At 54.9% G+C, this 26,986-nt stretch carries 16 protein-coding genes; 12 read left to right on the forward strand and 4 right to left on the reverse strand.

All coding sequences use genetic code 11. From position 1 onward, the window contains the following. Nucleotides 1-9: 9 nt before the first annotated feature. A complete protein-coding gene (locus tag AAE045_RS06010) occupies nt 10-1,374 on the forward strand; it encodes a diguanylate cyclase (RefSeq protein ID WP_455546917.1) in 1,365 nt (454 codons plus the stop codon). A gap of 86 nt (nt 1,375-1,460) precedes the next feature. On the opposite strand, the gene AAE045_RS06015 is transcribed toward AAE045_RS06010, so the two are convergent. Continuing rightward, entirely contained in the window at nt 1,461-3,164 is a 1,704-nt protein-coding gene (locus tag AAE045_RS06015) for a GGDEF domain-containing protein (protein WP_455546918.1), read from the reverse strand. A gap of 455 nt (nt 3,165-3,619) precedes the next feature. On the opposite strand from AAE045_RS06015, the gene AAE045_RS06020 reads away from it, so the two are divergent. From AAE045_RS06020 to AAE045_RS06035, 4 genes are read left to right on the forward strand one after another with little or no spacing between them, the layout of a single operon-like run. Next, nucleotides 3,620-3,883, forward strand: coding sequence for a YtcA family lipoprotein (locus tag AAE045_RS06020; RefSeq protein ID WP_455546919.1), 264 nt, complete (start codon nt 3,620-3,622; stop codon nt 3,881-3,883). 15 nt (nt 3,884-3,898) lie between these two features. After that, nucleotides 3,899-4,918 carry a multidrug transporter subunit MdtN gene (mdtN, locus tag AAE045_RS06025; protein ID WP_455546920.1) on the forward strand — a complete coding sequence of 340 codons (1,020 nt, stop codon included), beginning with the start codon at nt 3,899-3,901 and terminating at the stop codon, nt 4,916-4,918. 9 nt (nt 4,919-4,927) lie between these two features. After that, a complete protein-coding gene (locus AAE045_RS06030) occupies nt 4,928-6,940 on the forward strand; it encodes an FUSC family protein (protein ID WP_455546921.1) in 2,013 nt (670 codons plus the stop codon). Between the two features lie 8 nt (nt 6,941-6,948). Then, nucleotides 6,949-8,379 carry an efflux transporter outer membrane subunit gene (locus AAE045_RS06035; RefSeq protein ID WP_455546922.1) on the forward strand — a complete coding sequence of 477 codons (1,431 nt, stop codon included), beginning with the start codon at nt 6,949-6,951 and terminating at the stop codon, nt 8,377-8,379. Nucleotides 8,380-8,402: 23 nt separating this feature from the next. Here the strand turns inward: AAE045_RS06035 and AAE045_RS06040 are convergent, their stop codons facing one another. Then, entirely contained in the window at nt 8,403-9,203 is an 801-nt protein-coding gene (locus tag AAE045_RS06040) for a MipA/OmpV family protein (protein WP_455546923.1), read from the reverse strand. Between the two features lie 337 nt (nt 9,204-9,540). Between AAE045_RS06040 and AAE045_RS06045 the strand changes: the two genes are divergently transcribed. Next, nucleotides 9,541-10,032, forward strand: coding sequence for an anti-virulence regulator CigR family protein (locus AAE045_RS06045; RefSeq protein ID WP_455546924.1), 492 nt, complete (start codon nt 9,541-9,543; stop codon nt 10,030-10,032). A gap of 55 nt (nt 10,033-10,087) precedes the next feature. Here AAE045_RS06045 and AAE045_RS06050 read toward each other — a convergent pair whose 3' ends face one another. After that, on the reverse strand, nt 10,088-10,765 hold the full coding sequence (locus tag AAE045_RS06050) for a transcriptional regulator YeiL (RefSeq protein ID WP_455546925.1): 678 nt from the start codon (nt 10,763-10,765) through the stop codon (nt 10,088-10,090). Nucleotides 10,766-10,899: 134 nt separating this feature from the next. On the opposite strand from AAE045_RS06050, the gene rihB reads away from it, so the two are divergent. The 6 genes from rihB (at nt 10,900) to AAE045_RS06080 (ending at nt 24,849) form a co-directional block, all read left to right on the forward strand. Continuing rightward, nucleotides 10,900-11,832, forward strand: a complete 933-nt coding sequence (rihB, locus tag AAE045_RS06055) for a ribosylpyrimidine nucleosidase (RefSeq protein WP_455546926.1) — start codon at nt 10,900-10,902, stop codon at nt 11,830-11,832. Between the two features lie 114 nt (nt 11,833-11,946). Continuing rightward, complete coding sequence (locus AAE045_RS06060; protein WP_455546927.1) at nt 11,947-13,197, forward strand: NupC/NupG family nucleoside CNT transporter; 1,251 nt, start codon at nt 11,947-11,949, stop codon at nt 13,195-13,197. 131 nt (nt 13,198-13,328) lie between these two features. Continuing rightward, a complete protein-coding gene (locus tag AAE045_RS06065; protein ID WP_455546928.1) occupies nt 13,329-13,691 on the forward strand; it encodes a VOC family protein in 363 nt (120 codons plus the stop codon). Nucleotides 13,692-13,948: 257 nt separating this feature from the next. Continuing rightward, a complete protein-coding gene (locus tag AAE045_RS06070; protein ID WP_455546929.1) occupies nt 13,949-14,374 on the forward strand; it encodes a GFA family protein in 426 nt (141 codons plus the stop codon). Nucleotides 14,375-14,703: 329 nt separating this feature from the next. Further along, nucleotides 14,704-15,996: a diguanylate cyclase gene (locus AAE045_RS06075; protein WP_455546930.1), complete on the forward strand. Its 1,293-nt coding sequence runs from the start codon at nt 14,704-14,706 to the stop codon at nt 15,994-15,996. A 261-nt stretch (nt 15,997-16,257) separates the two neighbouring features. After that, nucleotides 16,258-24,849 carry a GH36-type glycosyl hydrolase domain-containing protein gene (locus AAE045_RS06080; RefSeq protein ID WP_455546931.1) on the forward strand — a complete coding sequence of 2,864 codons (8,592 nt, stop codon included), beginning with the start codon at nt 16,258-16,260 and terminating at the stop codon, nt 24,847-24,849. A 319-nt stretch (nt 24,850-25,168) separates the two neighbouring features. Here AAE045_RS06080 and AAE045_RS06085 read toward each other — a convergent pair whose 3' ends face one another. After that, nucleotides 25,169-26,956, reverse strand: coding sequence for an ABC transporter ATP-binding protein (locus tag AAE045_RS06085; protein WP_455546932.1), 1,788 nt, complete (start codon nt 26,954-26,956; stop codon nt 25,169-25,171). Between the last annotated feature and the right edge of the window lie 30 nt (nt 26,957-26,986).

A 26,986-nucleotide genomic window follows, 5' to 3' on the forward strand; every position in this document is an offset into this window, starting at 1 on the left:
AGCGAATTTATGATGAGATTTGAATCAGTTGAAAAAAGAAACAGTGCAGCGACCGGATGGAAGCTGTGCCTGATGCTGCTGCCGGTTATCGCTGTGATCTATTTTGTTGCCCCGACGCTTGACCTGAAAATCACCAATTTTCCGCCTTTATATGCAACGTGCCTTTTTCTTTTTAATCTGGTTTTTGACCTGATCGTCATAGTCTTTTGCTTTTTCCGTTTCCTGACGCGCAAAACCCCAGCCTGCATTCTCTTTTTACTGGCGGGCTTTCTGATCTCGTTTGCGACGGATATAGCCATTCTGTTTTATCATCCTGTTTATGACGGCGGAGATGGGTTTGTCTATCAAAACAAACAGATAATTGTCGTTCTCCACCTCTTTCGCATGGCTGCTTTATGCTATTTCATGCTCGTTGCCGCAGCGCTTAAAATAAAGTCATGCAGAAATATCAGTACCGCGCTGCTGCTGCCGCTATTACCGGGCCTGCTTCTTTGCCTTACATTTGTGTTTCATGGTGAAATCACGATGCTATTGCATTCGTTAAATCTGCACCCACGCGTCATTTACTACAATATGACAAATGCTGGTTATTTGTTATTTGTTTTAATCGTTTGTTATTATATTGGCTTTCACGACAGTTTCTGGTCCGGGCTGATCCTCTTCTCATTGTTCATGTTTACCTCTCTGCAATACGGCAGTCACGGAATTCATTTTGAAGACCGCGAATGGAACATCATGCTCACGGTGCAGACCGTGGGTTATTTCGTCACCATCCTGCTGTTCCTTAAAAACATCTATGACCGGCTGAAGGTCTCGATTAACTACAGCGAAATCATCTATGAAAAATCTATCACCGATCCTCTGACCGGGATTTACAATCGGGGGTATTTCATAGAAACGCTGCGTGACTATATTGCGCTTAATAAACAGCAATCGCTGGCCCTGTTTATCATCGATATCGACCATTTTAAGTCGATCAATGATCATCTTGGCCACGGGACCGGAGATAGCGTGATTCAGCTTATTGCAGGCGAGCTGACCGCTCTCATTGACAGCAGGGGCGTGGTGGCCCGTATCGGGGGTGAGGAGTTCGCCGTCATGCTGCCGGGTATCGCTGAAAATGAAGCCAGGCAGCTTGCCGCCTCTATTCTGGATAACATCCGCAGCAGGCCGCCGGTAGGGGGAAATGATTTCTCCCAGCAGCTCACCGTTAGCCTTGGCATGTATTTCTCGCGTTACCATCATGAAGAGCTGAGCCTGCTTTCCCGCGCGGATGAAGCCCTCTATTACGCCAAGCGCAATGGCCGCGATCGTTACGCCAGCTGGAAAGAGACGCAGGGCGACAGCCTGTCCGGGACGGTTAGCTTTGCCTGAGACTTTTGCGGTGGAAGACGCTGCCGCTTTCCACCGTGCAAATCTCTTCCCATGCAGGTCGGATAAGCGGTAGCGCCATCGGCCAGTTAACCCTCGTTGGTGGCTCTCGCTGACTGGTAACAAATCCGGTCACGGCCGTTGTTTTTCGCTTTGTAGAGCTCGAGGTCTGCTTCTGAGAGCAGCTCGGGAAGGGTTTTGTGATAGCCCGAAGCGATGCCAAGGCTGGCGGTGAGGCGCAGGGTTTGATTAGCCTGCACGGGGATTTCGAGACTGCGAATCTGCTCCAGCAGCCTGAAAGCATACTTCAGCGCCGCATCGGTATCACCGTTCTGGAATACCACGGCGAACTCCTCGCCGCCGATGCGGGCAACAACATCTTCTCCCCGGCACACATTCTTCAGCATTGCCGCAAAGGCTACCAGCACCGCATCCCCGGCCGGATGGCCCCAGGTATCGTTAATCGACTTAAAGTGGTCAATATCAATCAGCACAACCCAGGCGAGATTCGACTCGCTTGCCCTGCCTGCGATGTCACTCGCCAGCTTTTCGAACGCCCGGCGATTAAGTAGCGAGGTGAGGGGATCTTCCTCGGAAGACTTTTTAAACTGCTCGCTCATCTCGGCCTGCTCGTTGAGCTTATTGCCCAGAGCACCAAGCGAGGACCACAGCTGCTGTACTTCACCGGCGCTGTTATTGGTCAACAGTTCGATGGTTTTTCTGTCGCCCGAAATTAAACCGTGGGTAATTTCGTTGAGTTTCATAATGGGCGTCAGCACCCGCGTGCGGATGTAATAAACGGCCCCGATCACCAGAATATAAAGAACCAGCAGGATGCAGCACACCAGCATCAGGTTCATCATGGCCCTGTTTTCGCTGGCGATATAATTCTGTTTCAGATCGCTCAGGTAAACGTTTAACAGGCTGTTAAACGATTTCAGGCTAGAGTGATATTTAACCGCAAAAACATCCGCATCCATCGTATAGCTGGCGCCGTTATCACTCTGTTTTTTTAACTCTTCAATCAGCGTCATTCCCTGGCTTTCAAACCTGTGTCGCGTCTGCGCCAGCAGCTCCGTGAAGCGGGAGTTTGCGCTGATTTCACTGCCGTGGGTATCCAGGATCCACCACTGCATATTGATTCTTTCGAATCCCCGGCTCAGGCTTGTCAGCTGCGCCGAGGAGAGCGGGACTTTGTTTTGCAGGGGAACAAGAATGGCGGCACCTAATAGCCCTGTGGCATCGCGGAGTTCACCCAGCGCCTGTGCGCGCAGCACCGGCCCCAGCTCGGCGGGCTCCAGGCGGATAAATTCGGAAGTTTTGCGGTACAGCGCCTGATGGTAGAAATTCGTGGCGGCAACCATTTCATCAATGGCATGCTGCTCCGCGACAGGATCCCGCGGCTGTACGGTCTGGTAACGATCTACCGTCCTGCGCGAGTTGATTAGCTGTACTTTTGTGGCGTTGAGCAGGGAGTGCGTCAGAAATTTATGCGGTATTTTGGCAATGGCCGCATCCGTCACTTCACGGCTCTTTTTTAAGCTTGCCCAGGCGCTCTGCTTCGTGGCGGCGTCGCTAAGAATAAGCTCATTGGCAAACGCCCGTTCACTGGCCAGATCGTTAGAGACGGTAAGAATTTTATTGAAATCGTCAAACTGCACCAGGTTATTGCGCGCTTTAGTCCAGGCATGGATGGAGTCTGAAGCCAGCCACCACGAGAACAGCGTCGTGAGCAGCAGGGTGCCAGCGGTAGATATACAGAGATATCGAGTAATATTCGATTTTAAATTCATAATATATTTATTTTTAAATTTAAGATGAAGGTGCGGTATCGTCCTGAGGGCTGCTCTTTTATTAAGTCTTTACAAGGATATGAGGATAATTTTATCAATATCAACGCGGACCAGGGTTATGATTTGGACGTGGTTTATGCTTGCGAACGGATATTAATACCATTTTTAGGAATCTGTTTGCTTACAAAACGTGCGCCAGCAAGCGATCTTACAGTTAATTATACTTTGTAATGTTGGTTTAATTTTAAATTTAAACATTGCCACTCATAGCACGTGGTTTATTCTGGATTAAGCTTATTGATAAGCGGCGCAACAATAACTAAAGAAATTAATTTTTCACATGCTACTCTTTCTGCTCGTTCTCTTTGCTATCTCCTTTTATTGTTCTGCCGATATGGCCCGCCTGGTTATGAACTATAGTAAAGAGCCAGCATTCGCCTGATAAGAAACATAATATGCATAAAAACATCTTCCAGCTGCTGATTTTAATTCCTGTTTGTTTACTGTCAGCCTGCTCCGTTTCGCCGTCGTTACCGGTATTTGGCGCCTCCTTTCCTGACTGGCTGTTCTGTCTTACCGGTGGGGTAATCGCAACCTGGTGTCTGCATCTTTTTCTTGTGAAAAAGAAGAAGGCCTGGTTTGCCCCTCATATTATTGGCTATCCGCTGTTCACCGCGCTGGTAGCGATGGTGGCGTGGCTGCTGATTTTCAGCCAGTAGAACAGGAAAATTATCATGTTAAAAATGCAGAAGTCCTTTTCGTTACTCCTGTTAGCGCTGCTGGCGGTTGTGGTTTTTATTTTTGTGCTGTGGCGCATTGATAGTAATCCACGCACCGATGACGCTTATGCCTATGCGGATACTATCGCTATTTCCCCGGAGGTGAATGGCCGAATTATCTCGCAGCCGGTACGGGATAATCAGCGGGTGCATAAAGGCGATCTGTTATTTCAGATTGACCCTCGGCCTTATCAGGCTGCCTTAAAGCAGGCTCAGGCGAAGCTGGAAGGGCTGAATCAGCAAATAGAACTAACCCAGCGCTCCGTCAATGCGCAAAAATTCAGCGCGGACTCGGCCCATGCCGCCATTGCCAGCGCCAGCGCCGCGGCGAAGCAGGCCACCGCCACGCTGCGCCGCCTGGAGCCGCTGCTCGCGCAGGGCTTTGCCTCCGCTGAAGAGGTGGATCAGGCCCGCACGGCGAAGCTTAGCGCAATCTCGAAGCTGGACACCCTGAAACTTCAGGCCAGACAGGCAAAGGCAGGGGTGAGCGGGGTAGAAGCACTGGTCGCCCAGCGGGCGGAAGTTGCTGCGCTGATTGAAGTGGCGAAGCTTAATCTTGAATTTACAGAGGTACGCGCACCATTTGATGGACGCGTCGCTTCGCTGAAAACCACCGTTGGCCAGTTTGCCAGCGCAGGAAAACCCGTATTTACCCTGATCGACACTTCGCACTGGTACGTCATTGCCAATTTCCGCGAAACCGAGCTTAAAAATATTAAAGAGGGCACGGCGGCGCAGGTTTATCTGATGAGCAATACCGGCGTCAAGTTCGACGGGCACGTTGATTCCATCAGCTACGGCATCACCCCCGAGGACGGAGGGAATCTGGCATCAGGCCTGCCTGACGTCAGACGCACCATTAACTGGGTGCATGTTTCCCAGCGTTTTCCGGTAAAAATTCGCATCACCAATCCTGACGAAAGCCTGTTCCGCGTTGGCGCCTCCGCCGTCGCGACTCTGAATACCAGGTCTTAACGGGGCGATATGAGTAATAAACCGACCCAATCGCTAACTGATAAAACAGGCGCGCTGCTCGCACTGCTGGCGGATTATCCGGGGCGGAGCAGCGTGATGATACGCTGCCTTATTACCAGCGCGCTGGTCATTACGCTGTCAATGACCCTGCAGATCCCCTTTTTAGCCCTGTCGCTGATCGTCGTCTTTTACGTCACGCAAAAGAACGTCGTGCTGTCGAAGATGACCGCGATACTCTTTTTTTCGGGCACCACCCTTGCCGTTGGCCTGTCGATACTGACGCTGAAATTCACCTACAGCTATCCGATGCTGAGGATCCTGCTGGCCTACGGGCTGTTCTTTTGCAGCGTTTATATGATGCGCGCCAGCAAAGCCGGGATCGTCTTCTTCCTGACCAGCGTTGTTATTGTTTATACCCATACGTTTGCCGACGCGACGGATAACCCCGAAATCGTGGTCAGGCTGATGCTCTGGCTCTGGGTGGCCATTAATTACTCGATCCTGCTGACGCTGATAACCAACCTGCTGTTTATCCCGCAGGACCCCGTCCAGCAGTTTAAGCAGGTGGTGGTGCAGCAGAATAACGAGACAATTCGGCGGCTCGAGTGCCTGATAGAAAATACTTCACCCCCCGAGGCCGTGAGCGCGGAGACTTTGCAGGGCAAAATACTGTCGGTTCAGCATCTGCTCGCCTTTGCGGTGATGCATAACCGACGCTATCGTGACACTAAAGCCTTTCAGCTTGCGCGCCTGAATACTGTTTCAACCCTGTATCTGGCGGCACAGCATCTGGATCCGGTAAACGACGGCCTTTGCAAAGAACAGCTTCAGCTGCTGCGGGAAGCCTGCCTGGCGCTTAATACTTCAGTTGAACAGGACAGCCCTTTCATGCTGCCCGACATGCAGGTTTCCGAAACCACGTCGCCAGTATTGATGAAGATGCGGGACGCCCTGGTGGCCTTTTCGCACCATGAGGAGAGGGCCGATTTCCCGTCCCCGGCGGCGCCTGCGGAAAAAACCTTTCGGCTCAATCCGACCTACATAAAATTTGCCTTAAAAACGGTGCTTTCCAGCTTCCTCTGCTATCTGCTCTACGCGGCGACGGACTGGCAGGGCATCCACACCATCATGCTGAGCTGCGTGATTGTGGCGCAGTCTAGCCTCGGCACTACCACGCAGCGGGCGCTGCTGCGTGCCGTTGGGGCCGTCATTGGCAGCCTGATAGCGCTGCTGATGGTGATTCTGGTGATGCCGCACATCGACAGCATCGTTGGTCTGCTGCTGATGACGCTCCCCGTGGTTGCGCTGGGTGCCTGGGTGTATGCCGGAAGCGAAAAAATGAGCTATGCCGGGATCCAGCTCATGTTCACCTTTGCGCTGGCGCTGCTGGAGACATTCGGGCCGACCTTCGATTTGGTAGAAATCCGCGACAGGATCGTCGGCATCCTGCTGGGTGTGGGAATCGCCACGCTTACGCACGTGCTGATATGGCCTGAAGTTGAAGGGGAGCAGCTGTGGAAAAGCATCGCGCGCATATTGCAGGACGCGTCGGTGCGCATCAGACGGCAAACGGATCGATCGCTGGTTTCCCTCCAGCTGTGGCAGGCGCTGGCGAACTGCGAAAACATTGCCGCTCGGGTTGCCCTGGAGCCGGGCGGGGCGCCGGGTGATGACCAGTCTGAATATGATATTTACACCACGCAGGCCGTGCTGGGGCACGTGCGCGAGGTGCTGTACATCATGGACAGCATTGCGGTGGGATCCAGCCAGGGACAGGACGAGATCTACGCGCCGCTGCGGGAGCAGGCCGGGGAGCTTCTGGCGCTGAGTGCGAAGGCGGTCAGCGAACCTTCAGTGCTTGCCGGCTGGCAGCGCGAGCGCGCCATCCCTGACTCGCTCATCAACACGCAACCCCACTCCGTGCTGGATAAAAAAGTGCAGCACCTCTTCTATGAAATTACCGAGCTGCTGGCGAGCCAGAAAAGCAGGCTTGCCGAGGAACGTGAGTTTACCAACTTATGAAAAATTCGATGACGCGTCATAATCTCAAACCGTTAAGCATGCTGCTTTGCGTGCTTCTGACCTCCTGCGCCTTAATGAACAACGACGACACGCCGCTGAAGCAGATCCAAAGCAGCGATGTGGTTCTGCCCGCTGATTTGCAGCTTACCAGCGCCAGCTGGCCGCAGGAGCAGTGGTGGAAGAGCTACCGCGACCCGCAGCTGGACGCGCTCATCGATCGGGCGATTAAAAACTCGCCGACCATGGCGCTGGCCCATGCCAAAGTGCAGCAGGCCCGCTCGGATGTGCAGATGATTGAGTCCGGCAGCAACCTGAAGATTTACGGTACTGCGAGCATCGACCAGGCGCATGTTTCATCTAACGGCTACCTTGGTCCTTTTGCCAACGACCGCCCGGCGCTTGGGCTGACCGGTCCCTGGTATACCGAAGGGATAGTGGGCCTTGGCTCAACGCTGGACATTGATATCTGGGGCGAGCATCGCTCCAGGCTTGAGGCGGGCATGGGGGTACAGAATGCCCGCAGGCTTGAAGCTTCTGCGGTAAGCCTCGAAATCTCTGCCGATACGGCACAGCTTTATTATGCCCTGCAAACCACCACCCAGCTGATTGCGCTGCTTGAAGAGCAGAAACGCATCGAATCTTATGCGTTACAGGGTCACGAAGCGCGGGCGGCACGCGGCCTGGAATCGCACGCGGAGGCAGAAGCCGCTAAGGCGCACCTGTTGACCGTGGAACAGCAAATCTCTTCTGCCAGACAGCAGCGGGTTAAACACCGTGAGTCGTTACGGTTGATAGTGGGCGGTGGAGAGCTGCCTGAACTCAAGCCGGTGACGCTCCCCGTACCGTCTACCGGGCTGCCAGCCTCGCTTAACTATCAGCTGCTGGCACGCCGCCCCGACCTGCAGGCGGCGCACTGGTACGTGAAATCATCCATGAGCCAGATCGATGCCGCCAAAGCGGCGTTTTACCCCAAGTTTGATATCAAGGCGTTCTTCGGCTTTGATGCGCTGCATCTTGATGACCTGTTTAACCATTCCAGCCAGCAGATCAACATTGTGCCTGGCCTGTATCTGCCTATTTTCTCCGGCGGCCAGCTGGAGGCCAATCTGGATAAATCCCGCCGCCAGCGCGACATCATGATTTCACAGTACAACCAGGCGGTGCTGACGGCAGTGCGAGATGTGGCCGTCGTGGGGAGCGAAATAGAGTCCCTGCATGAGGAGGCGGAGCTTCAGCAGCAGAAAATTTCTGCGGCGTCGTTTACGGCGAACAACGCTACCGCGCGTTACAAGAGGGGGCTTATCAGCAGGCAGGCAGCCACTTCGGCGGGCAGCCAGCTGGTTGCTGAGAGGATCAGGCAGCTGACGCTCAACGGCAGCATCGTCAGCAGCGATATCCTGCTCAATAAGGCATTGGGCGGCGGGAAGGCAGGGAAGTAAAGGCTTCCCCGTTCCGGTCAATCCTACCAGGAATAGCCGACGGCCAGAATGGTATACAGCTCGCCGCTGTGCTGGACGAGCGGGCTGTCGGCGATGCTTTTATCGTAAAATTCGTAGTTGGCGGCAAACAGGCCCATCCACCTGTCGGTGAAACGGTAGCTGGTAATAATCGCCGTCATCGGGGAGAACGTTGTCCCGGTGTCCCACTCCTTGCGCTGCGGCGTGGCTTCGCTGGCCGAGACGCCGCCAAAGTAGTAGTTCGCCATATTGGAGCTGCGGATCATCATGCCCACCCCCGGCATAATCAGCAGCTTGTCGCGGACAATGGGGAAGTCCGCCCACAGCAGCAGCTCCTGGCCATCGCTCTGGCCCGTCACGTCCGAACTGATTCGGGCGCTCAACAGCGCATAGGGGGTGATCACCGTGCCGCCGACGCCCGCCTCAAATTCGGCCCTGCGCTTATGCATTCCTTTAAACTGGTCATGATCGTCAGGATCGAGATTGCCAAAGCGGAACCTGCCGTAGCCATAGGCGGCAAAAGAGTCGTTCAGCGCGAAATAGTAGCGGGCGCGATCGCCAAGATACATAAACTGGTCGCCAAAATAGAGTGCGCCGGGAATAAAATAAGTTTCGGTATCGTCAGCCTGATAGCGGTGCGTGCCGGTAACCGCCGCGCCGCCGACCACCAGCCCCTTAGGAATTGGGCTGGTCGCACTGTCTTTAGAGAATAAATCAATCGATCCGAGGTCGACATCGGCATAGGCAGAAGTTGAAAGCAGCAGCGCTGAACAGAGTGCCGCGAGAGTAAGCTGGCTGGATCTCATCGTATTTCCAAAAGGGGTGAGTTTTGCACGTTGTTTTCATCCGCCCGTGGCGTATTGGCGTAGTTTACCCTATTCGCCGGGTTTAATTTCATCAGCATTATTTAATTATCAATGATGTAGCGTAAAAAACAGCCAGTACCTACGCTTTTATAGTTATCAGCTGATCTGAGTATAGAGAGGTTGCCTGAAAATGTTTTGTCGATTGCTTAGCGAACACAGTTTAACTGGCACAGCCGCTAGTTGTTTCCCGCGCGGAGGTTAATTAAGAGTAATACAGTTGCGGTTCATCGCGGTCATACATAGATTTTAATAAATCCCCACATCATCAGGAGTATGTATGTTCAGGCGTCGTGGATTTATAACAGCAGTAACCGTTGCTGCGTTGTCTCTGTATTCTTTATGTGCGGTTGCTAATCCCGGGAATGGAAATGGCAACGGTAACGGAAACGGCGGTGGCCAGGGGCACGGTAACGCACAGGGTAACAAAGGCGGGCAGGGCAATGGAAAGTCAGGCCAGGACCACGGCAGCCGTAAGAACTACGGCAAGCCGGACCACGTGGATTCGGACATCAGCTTTAAAGATGCACGCAGCCTGGCGGTTAACTATGGCCTGACCGGGTATAAATCTCTGCCACCCGGCATCGCCAAAAACCTTGCCAGAGGCAAGCCGCTTCCCCCAGGGATTGCCAAAAAGGCCGTGCCTCGCTCGATGCTTGACCAGCTGCCGTATTATCCGGGCTATGAATGGCAGGCTATCGGGGACGATCTGGTGCTGGTTGCGCTCGGTACGGCTATCGTAACCACCATTATTAACGGCGTATTTGACTAACCTCCCCGCAGTTTACGAAGCCCTGGCGTCCGTCGGGGCTTTTTTTCGCCCGCCGCTAGTGCGCAGGCTCCATCTCTTCTGCCAGCGCGACGAGCGCCTTTCGGTTGCGGATGGCATAGCCTGACTTTTGCTTTTGCAGCAGGCCCTCACGGGTAAGCTGCGCGATGACGAACAGCAGGTGCCGATAGGTAACGCCCATATACTCCGCCGCCTGAGTGTGTTTTTCATCGTACACGTCACCGCTTTGCGTCAGCAGGATAAACGCCGCAAGGCGATTAACCAGCGGGAAAGACTGGTTCTGGGTCAGGGAGACGATATTGCGGTAGTTTTTCTGGCTCAGCGCCACGCAAAGGTTGCGCAGAAACAGCGTATCGCCTAACAGTAGCGGCCTGTATGACTTCATCGGCAGCGCCAGACACCAGCACTCTTCAATTGCCTGCACATCCCGCGGCTCGTGGCCCTGGTTCACCAGCTCTATCTCGCCCACAAAGCAGGGCGCGGCAAAAAAATCAATCAGCGAGACCCGGCCGTTGGGCTGCGTGGCGTAAAGCCTGGCGCGCCCGCGCACCAGGTAGAACAGAAACAGCGGCTGGTGGCCCTCCCTGACGATGAAATCTCCCGCCTCGACGTGGAACAGCCGGGCGTCATTTACTACCTCCGTAGAGAACAGTGCTTTATAGCCCGAGCGTTCAATAAACTGCAGGCGGAGAGAGTCGTTGTGGATTTCTTTCATAATCGATTCTTGATGTGAGATTTCTCATATCCAGCTTACATTTTCCGAAGTTATGATTCAAATATTAAGCGCCCGCGCCTTAATTTATTTGTTGTCATAAAAATATTACCTCCACCTACAAAAGGAAATAACTCATGACTAAAAGAAAAATTATTTTAGATTGCGATCCAGGTCACGATGACGCTATTGCAATTATGATGGCGGCCAGGCATCCGGCGCTGGATTTACTGGGCATTACGATTGTGGCCGGTAACCAGACGCTGGATAAAACCTTAGTAAACGGCCTGAACGTCTGCCAGCATCTGAACATCGACGTGCCGGTTTATGCGGGTATGCCCAGGCCGATTATGCGTGAGCAAATTGTTGCCGATAATATTCACGGCGAAACGGGTTTAGACGGCCCGGTATTTGGTCCGCTAAAACGAAGCGCCGAAAAAACACATGCCGTGAAGTATATTATCGACACGCTAATGAACAGCGAAGGTGATATTACCCTGGTCCCGGTAGGCCCGCTGACAAATATCGCCGTCGCCATGCGTATGGAACCGGCAATTCTGCCAAAAATACGTGAAATTGTATTAATGGGCGGCGCTTACGGCACGGGTAATTTTACCCCGTCGGCTGAGTTTAATATTTATGCCGATCCGGAGGCCGCCCGAGTCGTCTTTACCTCCGGCGTGCCGCTGGTGATGATGGGGCTGGATCTGACGAACCAGACGGTTTGTACCGCCGACGTGATTGCCAGAATGGAAAGGGCGGGCGGCCCGGCGGGCCAGCTGTTCAGCGACATCATGAACTTCACGCTAAAAACGCAGTATGAAAACTATGGCCTCGCGGGCGGGCCGGTTCATGACGCCACCTGCATCGGCTATCTGATTAACCCGCAGGGCATTGTCACACGCGACATGCACGTTGAAATCGACGTAAACAGCGGGCCGTGCTACGGCCGTACAGTCTGTGACGAGCTGGGCGTAACGGGCAACAAGCCTAATACGAAAGTGGGTACGACCATCGATACCGGCTGGTTCTGGGGCCTGGTGGAAGAGTGCGTGCGGATGTACCACTGATATTCCGGCGGTGCGCCGATCGTCAGCGTTCAGCCCACCGCCTGTAAAATAAGGGGTATTTTGCGGTTGCCCTGACTATTCGCTATACCAAACCGGCCTTAAGGAATATTCATTATGGATATAATGAGAAGCGTTCTGGGTGTTGCGGTATTGCTGGCAATCGCCTTTATTTTGTCAGTCAATAAAAAGAAAATCAGCCTGCGTACCGTTGGCGCGGCGCTGGTGCTGCAGATTGCCATCGGCGGCATGATGCTTTATTTACCGCCGGGAAAATGGCTGGCGGAGCAGGTGGCGCACGGCGTTCATAAAGTCATTACCTACAGCGACGCGGGAAGCGCCTTTATATTTGGCTCCCTGGTCGGCCCCAAAATGGATGAGGTGTTCGACGGCGCGGGCTTTATTTTTGCCTTCCGCGTGCTTCCCGCCATCATTTTTATCACCGCGCTGGTGAGCGTGCTTTATTACATCGGCGTAATGGGCGGCCTGATCCGCATTCTGGGCGGTATTTTCCAGAAGGCCCTGAATATCAGTAAAATTGAATCTTTTGTCGCCGTCACCACCATCTTCCTCGGGCAAAACGAAATCCCGGCCATCGTAAAACCCTTTATTGACCGCCTCAACCGCAACGAGCTGTTTACCGCAATCTGCAGCGGCATGGCGTCTATCGCCGGGTCGACAATGATTGGCTATGCCGGGCTGGGCGTGCCCATCGACTATCTGCTTGCCGCATCGCTGATGGCGATCCCCGGCGGGATCCTGTTTGCGCGCCTGCTCAGCCCCGCCACGGAATCCTCACAGATTACCTTTGATAAGCTTTCGTTCTCTGAAGTCCCGGCAAAAAGCATTATTGAAGCAACCGCAGCCGGTGCAATGGCCGGACTGAAGATTGCGGTCGGCGTGGCGACGGTGGTTATGGCTTTTGTCGCCATCATCGCGTTAATCAACGGGATTATCGGCGGCGTCGGCGGCTGGTTCGGCTACGGTCATGCGACGCTCGAAGGCATCTTCGGCTTCGTGCTGGCGCCGCTGGCCTGGCTGATGGGCGTGGAGTGGAGCGATGCCTCCCTGGCCGGTAGCCTGATTGGCCAGAAGCTGGCGATTAACGAGTTTGTCGCCTACCTGAATTTCTCCCCTTATCTGCAGGCCCCCGGCACGCTGGATCAGAAGACAATCGCCATTATCTCTTTCGCCCTGTGCGGATTCGCGAACTTTGGTTCAATCGGCGTGGTCGTTGGCGCGTTCTCTGCCATTGCCCCACAGCGTGCGTCGGAGATTGCCCAGCTTGGTTTCCGGGCACTGCTGGCGGCAACGCTTTCTAACCTGATGAGCGCCACCATCGCGGGATTCTTTATCGGCCTGGCGTGATCGGCAGGGCAAAGATGTAGCCGCGCTTACGTAAATTCTGAGGAAGGTTTCATACTGTACTGGAGCCAGAATTTACGTTGCGCACCTTAAACCTCTGGCGGTCATTACAACTGCGGAAAGAGGACAGCTTTATGACAGCAGAAATTAAGGGCGGTATCGACATCGCCATCAAAGTTCCCACCCACCAGTACCAGCAGACTCTCGACTTTTACCGCACCGTGCTCGGCCTGCCGGAGATCGTGGATAAGCCTCCGGCGACCGGTTTCCTACTGGGTCCCAATCGCTTATGGATAGACGAAGCCCCGGCGATGAGCCAGGCCGAGGTCTGGCTCGAGCTGTTTACCCCCGATTTCCAACAGGCTGCGAAGCAGATGGAAGCCAGTGGCGTCGTCCGCTGTGACGCGGTCGAACCGCTGCCCGACGGCTTTAAAGGGGGGTGGGTAATGAGCCCCTGTAATATTGTCCATATGCTCCGCGAGCCGGAAGCGTGGTAATCGACGGCCTGGCTACCACTCTTCAAGACGCCAGCCGCCGGGGAACAGCGACTGCGAGATATGCTGCGCCATATAATGCGTGGTACCTGAGGCCGTGCGGCTTCCTGAAGAGGGCATTAGCGTGCCCACCAGAATTTGTGAGAGGACGCTTTTACCCACCTTAAATAGGGTGAAGGCAAAGTAAAGCGCCCAGGCTGATGGGCCGGGACGCAGGTGCGAACGGTTATCAGCAGGCCATTGATTGTCAGGAGAAAAATATGAGCCAAAAATTATCAGCAAGCTGCCACTGCGGCAGCGTCAGATTTACCGTTGAGCTGGCAGAGGGCGGCTTTGACACGGTTCGTCGGTGTAACTGCTCTTTCTGCCGCATGAGGGGAGCCGTGGTCGTGTCCGCGCCTCTTTCCGGCATTGAGGTGCTGGCAGGGGAAGAGTTTCTGACCGAGTATCGGTTTAACACCAAGCAGGCGGTGCATTATTTTTGTTCGGCGTGCGGGATCTATACCTTCCATCAGCGCAGATCTAATCCCGAACAGTACGGCGTGAACGTTGCCTGCCTTGAGGGCGTCTCTCCCTTTGATTTTGAAAGCGTTGATGTGACGGACGGCGTACAGCATCCTAATGATGGCGCCAGCCGTGGCGTTGTTGGGCACCTGATTTACCGCCCGGTGGAATCAGGCAGTTAAGCTCGTCCAGCTAACTCCCCAGTCGCAGACAGGCATCTTTTCTCTGTGAATATCAGGATGCCTGTACCGCCGAAGTTTTTCCTGTCGCAATTTAATTTAAAACAACAACCTTAATGCGGTGAATTTCTGATATGAGACAATCGCAGGTCAATCTATTTCGATATAGATAACACCCGTCACAATATTGAAGGACAGAGAGCCGCGTTTTGATTAATGGTAAGCATAACTTTTTCCATAATGATCGGTACAGTCTTAGCCGGTCATCTTTAATTATCGTTCTGATCGCCTTCGTTTTTTATTATGTCGGGGAGCTGCTGCGCCCGCATCTTATGCTGGCGTCTTTCTGGCCGGTCAACGCCGTGCTGACGGGCGTGTTTATCCGACACCGTGCTATGTTTACCTGGCGAAATATTCTGCTGTCATATATTACTCTGGCGCTGCTCGATTATTATAATGGCCTGAGTATGGCGGGCGCGCTGTTAATGAATATCGCGAATATATTGTTCGTGGTCGTTGCGGCTTTTTATATTTATAAGCAGGAAGATGCCGGGCTGACATTACCGATGATGACGCGCCTTTTTCCCGGCATATTTTTAGCTTCACTTTGCTGCGCCACCGCTGGCGCGCCCGCCAGCGTTCACTATTTTGGCGATATTTTTCATATTGCCTGGCTTGCCTGGTTCAGCGAACAGCTCTCCACGGGCATGCTGATTATCCCGGTGATCCTTGCGTCCGGCAGCAAATTTTCCCTGCGGGAATTTAAAAACTGCCTTCCCTTATTAGCGCTGATGCTGTCCGCCAGCTGCGCGTTTATGGTGGGTGGGGGCGCAAGCCTGACGTTCACCTTGCCTGCGCTTATCTGGTGCGCCATGAGCTACAGCCTGCTGACCACCGTGATGATATCAAGTCTGGTGGGCCTGTCGCAGATAATCCTCGTCAGCATTAATCTTTTTGCCGTGGATAATTCGCATATATTATCGTTCGTGGACAGCATAACGGTGACGCGCGTTGCGGTTGCGGCAATGGCAATCAGCCCGGTGATCTGCGCCTGCAAGCTATTAGGCCTGAGCGAACGTTTTGATAAGGTCACCGTGCGGGCAAATTTTGACACCTTAACCAGGTTATATTCGCGAAGCGGTCTGTTTGCACGGCTTGAGCAGTTTAAAAATAAGGCTATCAGCGCGGAAAATATCATGAGCATTATTCTCATCGATCTGGATTATTTTAAACGCATTAACGACACCTATGGCCATCTGGCGGGGGACGAGGTGCTGCGGGAGTTTTCAGAAAGGCTGAGAAGCTACATGAACGAGAGCAATATTATCTGCCGTGCCGGTGGGGAGGAGTTTCTCATTCTGACCTTTGACGAAACTACTCACGATCAGTGTTACCGCCTGGCGGAAGAGATCCGCCTGAAGGTTTGCAGCAGGCCGTTCCAGGCCGCTAACCGCAGTCTGGATGTCACCGTCAGCATCGGTTTCGCTACCAGCCTGATGTTTCCGGAAATCGCAGAGACATCCCCGCTGCGCGAAATAATTGACCGGTTAATCAGCCACGCCGACGAAAACCTCTATCAGGCCAAGCGTGACGGGCGCAATAAAACCTCGCCGGTGATGGCATGAGGGTAGCCCTTCAGGCATTTCCGTGCCGCAAGCGATAACCGTGCGTTATTTAGCCAGCGCGTGGTAGGATGAATTCCGTTCCATGAATCGCTAAGCGGCTGAAATTCCGCACCAGAACATCGCATAAGTTTTAACCTATACTGTTAAGAAGACTCTTGCAGCTGTTAAATCCCTGATGCCTGACACCCCATCCTGAGAGAACTTTTCTGATCTGATTGAACAACTGCTCCTGCGCGTTCACCTCGCCTGATGAGCAAATTCATGAAATTAATTCCTGCACGGTGGTTTACACGCGGTAAGCCGCTGGATCTCCATCCTGATATTCCCGACTGGCTGGGTGCCGGGCCCGCCAGCGACAGCCCCATTAAAGCCGAACTGTTTTCTGCCGCCCAGATGGAGCGCTACGGCCAGAAGCTGGCCCGCTCCCATAAATTATCGGCCACCAGGCTGCCTTACTATTTGCTGAAGCGGCTGGAAGATAACGAAGCCATCATTACCCGCAACTGCTATCTGCTCAACGCGGGCGAAAAGGCGGGAATAACTCCGGCGGGCGAATGGCTGCTTGACAACTACTACCTCATCGAAGAGCAGATCCGCGTGGTCCGCCATCATCTCCCGAAAAATTTTGGTAAAGGATTGCCGCCGTTAACGGCTCCGCACAACTGTCCGCGCATTTATGCGATAGCTTCCGAAGCCATCGCGCATGCTGACGGACGCTGGGACGCGGCGAGCCTGGCGAGCTATATCGCGGCTTATCAGCAGGTGACGCCGTTAACGCTCGGCGAGCTTTGGGCGCTACCGGGCATGCTGCGCCTGGCGCTGATTGAAAATTTACGCCGGGTCAGCATCGAGGTGGCCGAAGCGCAAAAAGAGCGCAATCTTGCCGACGCCTGGGTGACGCGAATTTTTGAATGCGCCGAAAACGCCCCTGCGGATCTGATCATGGTGATTGCTGATATGGCGCGATCGCGTCCGCCGTTGAGCAGCGCTTTTGTGGCGGAGCTGGTTCGTCGGCTGCAGGGGCGGGGGAATATGCTCTCTTTACCGCTGACTTGGGTTGAGCAGCGCCTGGCCGAAAGCGGCGTGACCCCGGACTACCTGATTCACCGCTTTAACCAGCAGCTTGCCGCAAACCAGCTCTCCGTCAGCAACAGTATTGTTGGCCTGCGGCTGCTAAGCGAAACCAACTGGGCCGACTTTGCCGAAGCCATGAGCCTGGCCGAGCAGACCCTGCGTCAGGATCCCTCCGGGATATACCCGGCGATGCACTTTGACACTCGCGACCACTATCGACACATTATTGAGATCCTCGCCAGGCACAGCTATCACAGCGAACCGGAAGTCGCCCGCCACATTCTGCAAATGGCGCAGGGCGCCGATCCCGCAACGCCTGCCCACCACGTTGGCTATTACCTGATTGGCGAAGGGCGCGCCGCGCTTGAGCACGAGCTTGGGGCTAATACCTCCTGGATCGTGCGGCTGCGCCATAATTTTAACCAGATCCCGCTGCTTGCCTGGCTTGGCAGCCTGAGCCTGCTGACGACGGCCCTTAGCGCCGACGTTTTATTCCGCACCTGGCTTCAGGGGATGCACTGGCCGCTGTTGCTCCTTGCGCTGCCGCTGGTGGTACTGGTCAGCCAGCTGGCCAGCAATTTACTGAGTGAGGCAACGACACGCTTTCGTTCGCCGATGCCGCTGCCGAGGATGGATTTTTCCACCGGCATTCCGGCCGGGTTCAGCACCATGGTCGTTATCCCGTGCCTGCTCACCAGCCGGGCAGGAACGGACAGGCTGCTCAACAGCCTGGAGGTTTGCTATCTGGGCAACAGTACGGCGAATCTTTACTTCGCGTTGCTGACTGATTTTGCAGATTCCCCCGATGAAAAATCGCCGGAAAACGGCGAGCTGCTGCACTGGGCGGAGGCCCAGATGCAGAATCTGAACCGCCGCTATGCTTCCCGCTCACGGCCACTTTTCTTCCTGCTGCACCGTACGGCGCAGTGGAATCCTCAGCAAAACGTGTGGATGGGCTACGAGCGCAAGCGCGGCAAGCTGTCGATGCTGAACAGCTGGCTGCGGGAGCCTGCGGCACAGTTTTCAGAGGTGCATAACAACGAAATCGCCCCTCCGCCGGGGGTGAAATATGTCATTACGCTGGACAGCGATACCGTGCTGCCCAGGGATACGGCGCACAAGCTTGTCGCGACGATGGCGCATCCGCTTAACCACCCGATCTACGATCCGGTAAAGCAGCGTGTCGTGAAGGGGTACGGTATTTTACAGCCGGGCCTTGCAGAGGAAATCCCGCGCAGCGGGCAGGGGCGCTATGCGGCCATGTGCAGCAGCGTGCCGGGTAACGATCCTTACTCGATGATGGCCTCGGATATTTATCAGGACCTGTTTGGCGAGGGCTCGTTTGTTGGCAAGGGTATCTACGACGTGGATACTTTTGCGCAGGCCACGCACAATACCTGTCCGGAAAACCTGGTGCTGAGCCATGACCTGCTGGAGGGGTGCTACGCCCGCTCGGGGTTGCTCAGCGAAGTTCTGCTTTATGAACAATATCCCAATAATTATCTTACCGACGTAGCGAGGCGCAGCCGCTGGATCCGCGGCGACTGGCAGCTGCTGAACTGGCTCAAATTTCGGGTCAGAAAAGAAGACGGAACGCGGGAAAAAAATCCGCTCACGGCGCTTTCCCGCTGGAAGCTGCTGGATAATCTTCGCCGCAGCCTCGTGGCGCCTTCGCTGCTGGTCCTGATTTTTTGCTCGCTTTTACTGGTTCCCAATCCCTTTTACTGGCTGATGGTGCTGGCAGTTGCGCTGCTGCTTCCCACCGCGCTGGTTTTAGCCCAGGACATGATTAACAAGCCAGCACGGCGTCCGTTCCTCCAGCACTGGCTGCTGGTGTCATCCGGGGGGCTAAAGCGCCTGCTGCGTGTCGGGCTTGGGTTTATCACGCTGCCCCACGAGGCCGGGTATTCGCTGCATGCGATAGCCGTGACGCTGTGGCGGCTGGGTATCAGCCATCACAACCTTAATCAGTGGGCAAGCTTTGAGCAAATGACCGACGGCGCCCGAACCTCACCGCTGCGGTTTTACCGTGCGATGTGGCTCAACGTGGCTGCCGGTGCCGCACTTATTCTGCTTGCGGCATACCTTGCCCCGATGCTGCTGTTTATTGCCGTGCCCGTTGGCGTGCTGTGGTGCCTGGCTCCGCTGGTATTAAGCTGGTTAAGCCGCGAAACCACAAGGCCAGGCCCTGCGTTTACCGCTGAAAACCAAAGCCTTCTGCGTCAGAGCAGCAGGGAGATCTGGGCCTTTTTTGAAACCTTTGCCACCGAAAAAGAGAACTGGCTGCCGCCGGATAACTTCCAGGAGTTTCCCCATCCCGTAATTGCGCACCGCACCTCGCCGACCAATATCGGCCTGTCGCTGATGGCCAACCTGACGGCGTGGGACTTTGGCTATATCCCCCAGGGTGAAATGCTGCAGCGTATTACGCTGACGCTCGACACGCTGGATAAAATGGAGCACTACCGCGGCCACTTGTATAACTGGTATGACACCCGCACGCTGGTGCCGCTTAACCCACGCTATATCTCAAGCGTCGACAGCGGCAATATGGCCGGGCATCTGCTTACCCTCAGCGCGGGCTTAACGGGCCTGCGTAACCAGCCGCTGCTCGACACGACGCGGGTGCTGACGGGGCTTGATGATACGCTGCAAATTCTCGAAAAAGCCTGGGGACAGCACGCTCCGACGCTGCTTCGCCAGCTGCATAACCACTGTAAAAATGCCGTCATGCTGCCCCCGGCGCTGCTCTTTGCTGAGCTGAAAAATATGCGCGCGCAGAGTAACCGTCTGCATGCGCTGTCCAGCCACGAAGAGGGCCGCATCCGCCGCTGGGTGGAGCATCTTCAGCGTCAGCTGGTGCTCATCTGCCATGAATGGACGCATTTTCTGAGCTGGCTGCCCGGCAGCTGGCAGAACCAGGCGCTGCCGACCCTTAGCTGGCTTGCGCAGGCAAAGCATACCGGCGAGGGGACGCCGTCAGAATCGGCAATTCGCCAGGCGCGCACCCGGCTGGATATTGTTTCCGAGCTTGAACAGCGGCTGAATGAACACGCACGAATGGATTTCGCCTTCCTGTATAACGAAGTCACCAGCCTGCTCAGCGTGGGTTACAACTGCGATAACAATAAGCTCGATAACAGCCATTACGACCTGCTGCCCTCGGAAATCCGGCTTACCAGTTTTCTGGCGATTGCCACTAACCAGCTGCCGCTGAAAAGCTGGTTCGCGCTGGGAAGGCTGTTTACCACCATTGATAACGAAACGGCGCTGATGTCGTGGAGTGGCTCAATGTTTGAGTACTTAATGCCAAACTTGGTGATGCCGACCTATCCGGGAAGCCTGCTCGAAGAGATGAGCCAGTCGGCGGTGAAACGCCAGATCGACTGGGGCAAAGAGCGGGGCGTGCCGTGGGGGATCTCGGAGTCGGGCTACTACTCGTTCGATGCGCTGCAAAATTATCAGTACCACGCTTTCGGCGTTCCCGGCCTTGGCCTGCGGCGAGGGCTGGCCGATGACATGGTTATTGCTCCGTACGCCACGCTTATGGCGCTCACCGTCTCACCGCATAAGGCCTGTGAAAATCTCCGCAGGCTGGAAGAGAACGGATCGCGCGGAGAATATGGCTTCTATGAAGCGCTGGATTACACGCCGTCGCGCCTCGCCAGCGGCCAGATGTACGCGATAGTCCGTTCGTGGATGGCGCACCATCAGGGCATGGCCTTCCAGGCGCTTTCTCACGTGCTGCTGGGTGCCCCAATGGTCGACCGGTTTATGACGAGCCCGTCATTTCAGTCGGCCCGTCTGCTGCTGCAGGAACGCGTGCCTGACGCCGTGGAGCTGTACAGCCCGCGCCGCCATTTCGAATCTCACGAAGGGGTTTTACAGCCCGTGCAGTATGAAACCCGTGAGTTTACCGACGTGGACAGCCTGATCCCCGAAGTTCAGCTGCTCTCGAATGCCGATTACCACCTGATGATCAGCCAGTCCGGCGGGGGCTACAGCCGCTGGAAAGACCTGGCGTTAACCCGCTGGCGCAGTGACCCAACCTGCGACGGCTGGGGGGCCTTCTGCTTTATAAGTGACCCTGTCACAAATGAGGTATGGAGTAATACCTGGCAGCCGCTGGGGGCGTCAGTCAGCCAGTACGACGTGGTCTTTACCGACGCCGGAGCGGAGTTCAAAGTGGTGGCGGGCACGGTCAGCGTGAAAACGCAGATTGTCGTCTCGCCCGAGGATGATATAGAGCTTCGCCGCGTCACGCTGCTGCACCGCGGGCGGCAGCCGCGTACCCTGGAACTGACGACCTACGCGGAGGTGGTGCTGGCACCAAAAGAGAGCGATCTGGCCCATCCGGCCTTCAGCAATCTGTTTATCCAGACCGAACTGCTTGCCGATCAGCATGCGATACTTTGCCACCGCCGCCCGCGCTCGCCTGATGAGCGCTGTCCGTGGATGTTTCACACGATGGTGGTGCACGGGCAGCCGCAGAGCGAAACCTCGTTTGAAACGGACAGGGCAAAATTTCTTGGCCGGGGACGAACCCCGGCAAACGCCGCCGCAGCCGAACAGGGCGGCTCACTGAGCAACAGCGTCGGCCCGGTGCTGGATCCCATTCTTGCCATCCGCCGGTCCATCGTTCTGCAGCCAGGGCTGCCCGTCACCGTCGATATAATCTATGGCGTAACGGAGAGCCGTCAGCACAGCCAGGCGCTGGTGGAGAAATACCACGACCATCCGATCGCCGATCGCGTCTTTGAACTTGCGTGGTCGCACAGTCAGATTGCCCTGCGCCAGATAAACGCCAACGAAGACGACGCTACGCTCTTCAACCAGCTGGCAGGCGCGGTGCTGTTCCCGGGACCAGAGCTGCGGGCGGATGCCCGGACGCTAAGCCGCAACCGGCGTGGACAGCCGGGCCTTTGGGGATGGTCTATTTCCGGTGACCTGCCGATTGTTATCCTTAACGTCACCAGCGACGAAAGCGTGCTGCTCATCACCACGATGATTCAGGCGCACCGCTACTGGCGGCTGAAAGGGCTGGCCGTGGATCTGGTTATCCTCAACGACAGCCACGGAGGCTATCAGCAGGAGCTGCAAAACCAGATTATCGAGCTGATCGCAGCGGGATCTGAAGCCAGCCAGATGGACAAGCCCGGCGGTATTTTTGTGCGCAACGGCGAACAAATGTCTGCGGAGGACAGGCTGCTGCTGCTGAGCGTGGCGCAAATCGTTCTTGATGATCGCGCCGGTGGCCTGAAAGAACAGCTGAATCAGCGCCTTCAGCCGACGCAGTCTTCGCAGCAGGCTTTTACCCCGCGTGCAGTGCTTCCCGACAATCAGCACGATCCCTGGCAGCCCGATACCAGCGCGCTGGTGTTTTTCAACGGCCGCGGCGGCTTTTCTCAGGATGGCCGCGAATACCAGATTGTGCTGGATGAAAATGACCAGACTCCGGCCCCGTGGGCGAACGTGCTGGCCAATGCGGGATTTGGTACCGTTATCTCCGAAGCGGGCCAGGCCTATACCTGGTACGAGAACGCCCATGAATATCGCCTCACTCCCTGGGAAAACGATCCCATCAGCGACCGTTCCGGGGAGGCGTACTATTTGCGGGATGAAGAGAGCGGTGCCGTCTGGTCGCCGACGACGCTGCCGGTGCGTGGCAGCGGACACTATCTGTCACGCCACGGCTTTGGCTACAGCGTTTTCGCCCACCGTGAAACAGGTATCGACACGGAGCTGACGATCCTGGTGGCGGAACATGCTCCCGTAAAAATTGCTATTTTGACGCTCAGCAATACTTCGGGGCGCACCCGCAAAATTTCCGTTACCGGCTACGTGGAGTGGACGCTGGGCGAGTCGCGCAGCAAATCGGCAATGCATGTCGTGACCCGCTCATCCACAACGGGACGCGGCTGCGGGGTGCTGGCGAATAACTTCTATAGCAGCAACGGCTCGGAAAGAACCGCTTTCTTTGCGGTCACGGGGGTCCACTGTTCCGTGACGGGAGACCGCCGGGAATTTCTGGGGCGTAACGGTTCGCAGCGTGACCCGGCCGTCATGAAACAACGCACGCTGTCTGATAAAACAGGTGCGGGGTTAGATCCGTGCGGAGCGGTGCAGTCCGCGACTACGTTGATTGACGGCGACCAGCGCACGTTCATCTTTGTACTCGGCACGGGCCAGAATCCTCAGGACGCGGAAGCGATGATCGAGCAGTATCTTAGCGAAGACGCCGCTCGCGGTGAGCTGGCGAATGTGCACGCCCACTGGCACCGCATGCTCGACCAGATCGTCGTGGCGACGCCCGATCCAGCCGTTAACCTGCTCGCCAACGGCTGGCTGCTGTACCAGACCATTGCCTGCCGCCTGATGGCCCGTAGCGGCTACTACCAGTCCGGCGGGGCCTTCGGCTTCCGCGACCAGCTTCAGGACACCCTGGCGCTGAGCCATGCGGCACCGGAGCGGCTGCGCGAGCAGATCCTGCTCTGCGCATCGCGGCAGTTCACCGAAGGAGACGTTCAGCACTGGTGGCATCCGCCGTCAGGCAACGGGGTCCGCACGCGTTGTTCAGATGACTATCTCTGGCTGCCGCTGTCCATCTGCCACTATGTCGCCACAACGGGGGATATCGGTTTGCTCGACCAGCGCCTTCCGTACCTTGAAGGCCGCCAGCTCCAGCCCGGCGAAGAGTCGGTATACGATCAGCCGGTTGTCAGCGCCCTTGAAGAGTCGCTGTGGCAGCACGGCGTAAAAGCCATTCGCCATGGCCTGCGCTACGGCCAGCACGGTCTGCCGCTGATGGGGGCGGGGGACTGGAACGACGGCATGAACCTGGTAGGGCTGGAAGGCAAGGGCGAAAGCGTCTGGCTTGGCTTCTTCCTGTATGACGTTTTGCAGCGCTTTGCGAAGCTTGCCGGGCGGATTAACGATGAAGAAATCGCCGCACTATGCCGCAGCGAGGCGGCAAAACTACAGGGCAGCCTTGAGACGGCCGGCTGGGACGGGGCCTGGTATCGCCGGGGCTACTTTGACAGCGGAGAAGCACTCGGTTCACAGAGTGCAAAAGAGTGTCAGATTGACGCCATTGCCCAGAGCTGGGCGGTGCTGTCCGGGGCAGGGAGCGCAGAACGCTGCGCCCAGGCCATGCAGGCGCTGGACGCGCGGCTGGTAGATAACGAGGCGGGGCTGATAAAACTGCTTACCCCGCCGTTTAACGGCAACGGCCCAAACCCTGGCTACATTCAGGGTTACCTGCCGGGGGTGCGCGAGAACGGCGGGCAATATACCCACGGCGCCATCTGGGCGGTGATGGCCTTCGCCCGCAGCGGCAACGCCGAGCGGGCCTGGCAGCTCTGGTCGCTGATCAACCCGATCAATCACGGCCTGACGCCGGACGCCATCGAGCGCTATAAAGTCGAGCCGTACGTTATGACGGCGGATATCTATAGCGTTGCGCCGCACGCCGGGCGCGGGGGCTGGAGCTGGTACACGGGTTCAGCTGGCTGGGCGTATCGGTTAGTCATCGAGACGTTGCTGGGTATCGAGCGGCACGGCGATGCGATAACCGTTCATCCATTGCTGCCGCAGAGCTGGCCATCCGTGAGCCTGGTCTACCGCCACGGTTCGAGTGATTATCAGATTCATGTATCGCGAAGCGAGGGCGGCTATCAGGTCATGCTGGACGGCGTTCTGCTGCCGGAGAACAGCATTCCTTTGCGGGATGACGGGCAGCGGCATGCGGTGGAGATCCGCCTGGGGCAGACCTCATCATAAATAATGATTGATCGGTGATTTATCTATATTTGTACCCGGCAACGTCGCCGCCCAAACTGAGAGCAACGTTGCTGAAAACGAAGCGCAAATTACCGGAGAAATATATGACACCGATAAGTTATTTGGTTTAAATAAGCGCAGTCAGCTGTAGTATTATAAAATATAACAATTAATGAGGAAAAATAAGGCCATCAGGGTGCTAATGGCCTGAGCTTTCTAACACACTTCACCTTGTCCTTACGCTAAAAAATCACAGCTTAGCGATCTTTCAGAACTTTTGTTGCAGAATGCCATGATACTTACTGGGGCCTGAATGAATTCAGGCAAACAATTCCGCGTTTGTATCATCCGATTCATATTGCTCACGCTGTAATTTGAGCAGAGCGTAATATTCCCCCCGCGTCCGTTCAAGATCCGCAGGTTTACCTTGTTCAACAATTTCACCATTTCTCAATACAATCAGTGTATTTGCATGTTTTACCACCCCTAAGCGGTGGGTCACCATTACAGCCGTTTTTCCCTCGACAAGCTGTGAAAACTGACTGAATATTTCAGCTTCCACACGAGGGTCCATTGCGCTGGTCGGTTCATCTAAGATGATCAAATTTCCTGATGAGTACAGTGCCCTTGCAAGTGCCAGACGTTGCCATTGACCGCCAGACAATTCAGTTCCGGAGAATTCCTTACCAATGAGCGTTTCCGGAGTAATATTGTCGCCAAACATAAACTGTGCACGTTCGCAGGCATACCTGAATGCATGTTCCTTAACAGATGTGTGAGAACCGGTGAACGTAACATTTTCTCGGATGCTCAGGTTATAGTGTCCAAAATCCTGAAAGATGGCGCTCAACTGGCTACGCCAGACTGACATATCAATCTGCGCAATATCAGTACCATTACAGGTAATCCTGCCCGCTGTTGGACTGTACAGACGGCACAACAGTTTGATGAGAGTGCTTTTTCCTGCTCCATTCTCACCTACAATAGCGAGATGATCGCCTGCATGTATGGTCAGGTTGATATTATTCAGGACATTGCAGTCATCCTGATAGCTGAAAGACACATTCTCAAACCGAATCTCTCTAATTGGAAATAGTTCATTTCCGACAGGCGTAACGGGTGGTTCTTTCGAAACAGATTCCAGTGTCTTTAATCGCGCGAAGAAACCGAAACATACACCCACATTGGCAAATGAATAGACCATCCACTGACAGGACAGACCAAAATAAGAGATGGACTGTATCGTACCCAGTAATCCCCCCACGGATATTTTTCCTGTCGAGATATAATCGACAAACCAGAACATGACACCCAGAGCACAAAGCAGATAAAGCAGGTTCCAGGGTTGCGGACGCATCAGTTGCTTACGGCGAACCTGATTAAGTTCATTTTCTAGTTCACTGAAAGAGTCTTTATGTTTGTCGAGAAAAAAACCAGCAAGATTAAACAAGCGGACTTCCTTCGCCAACTTCACATCCAGTAATACGAAAAGAAAATACTTTATCCTTCTGGCTGAATTCCCTTTTCCAAGCATAGCTTTGAAGATATCAATCTGAGAGTAAGCAACTGCAAATGTGACCGGTATTAGGGGAAGAAGAAAGGCAAGAGGAAGCCACCACACAACTGATGCCAACACCAGTGACAGACTGAGTAAAGTCAGTGTCCCTCTGAATATATCGACCAGATTAACCAGTAAATTCAGAGGGCGGTGAGCGGCCTCGCGGGATAAAACTTCGAGATCGTCGTGAAGTTTCGGTGACTCAATAAGCATTAAATCGTCAATTCTGCAGGCCGCCTCCATTATTTTCCGTTGTGTCAGATAGGTAGCCTGTGAATTAAGCACACTCTGTAATGTACTGATTACCGGTGCCAGTATGCCAGGCACGACGAACGTTGATGCCCACAGAATGGCAACCAGATTAAGGCCGGAATGATCTGTGCCACTGATCATGTTTCCCAGATGAATGCTGGTCATCACACTCAGTGTAGGCATGATCCCCTCTAAGGTGATTAAAAAGAGAAATAGGGTCGATAATTTTGGAGAAGAGCGTAGCAAAAGCGATAATGAATATGCTATGAGCTTTAGGTTGTCTATGATTTTATTCATAAAAACTATCCATTGTTATGGAATTACCTG

The organism is Dryocola clanedunensis (assembly GCF_038405435.1).
Lineage (GTDB): Bacteria > Pseudomonadota > Gammaproteobacteria > Enterobacterales > Enterobacteriaceae > Dryocola > Dryocola clanedunensis_A.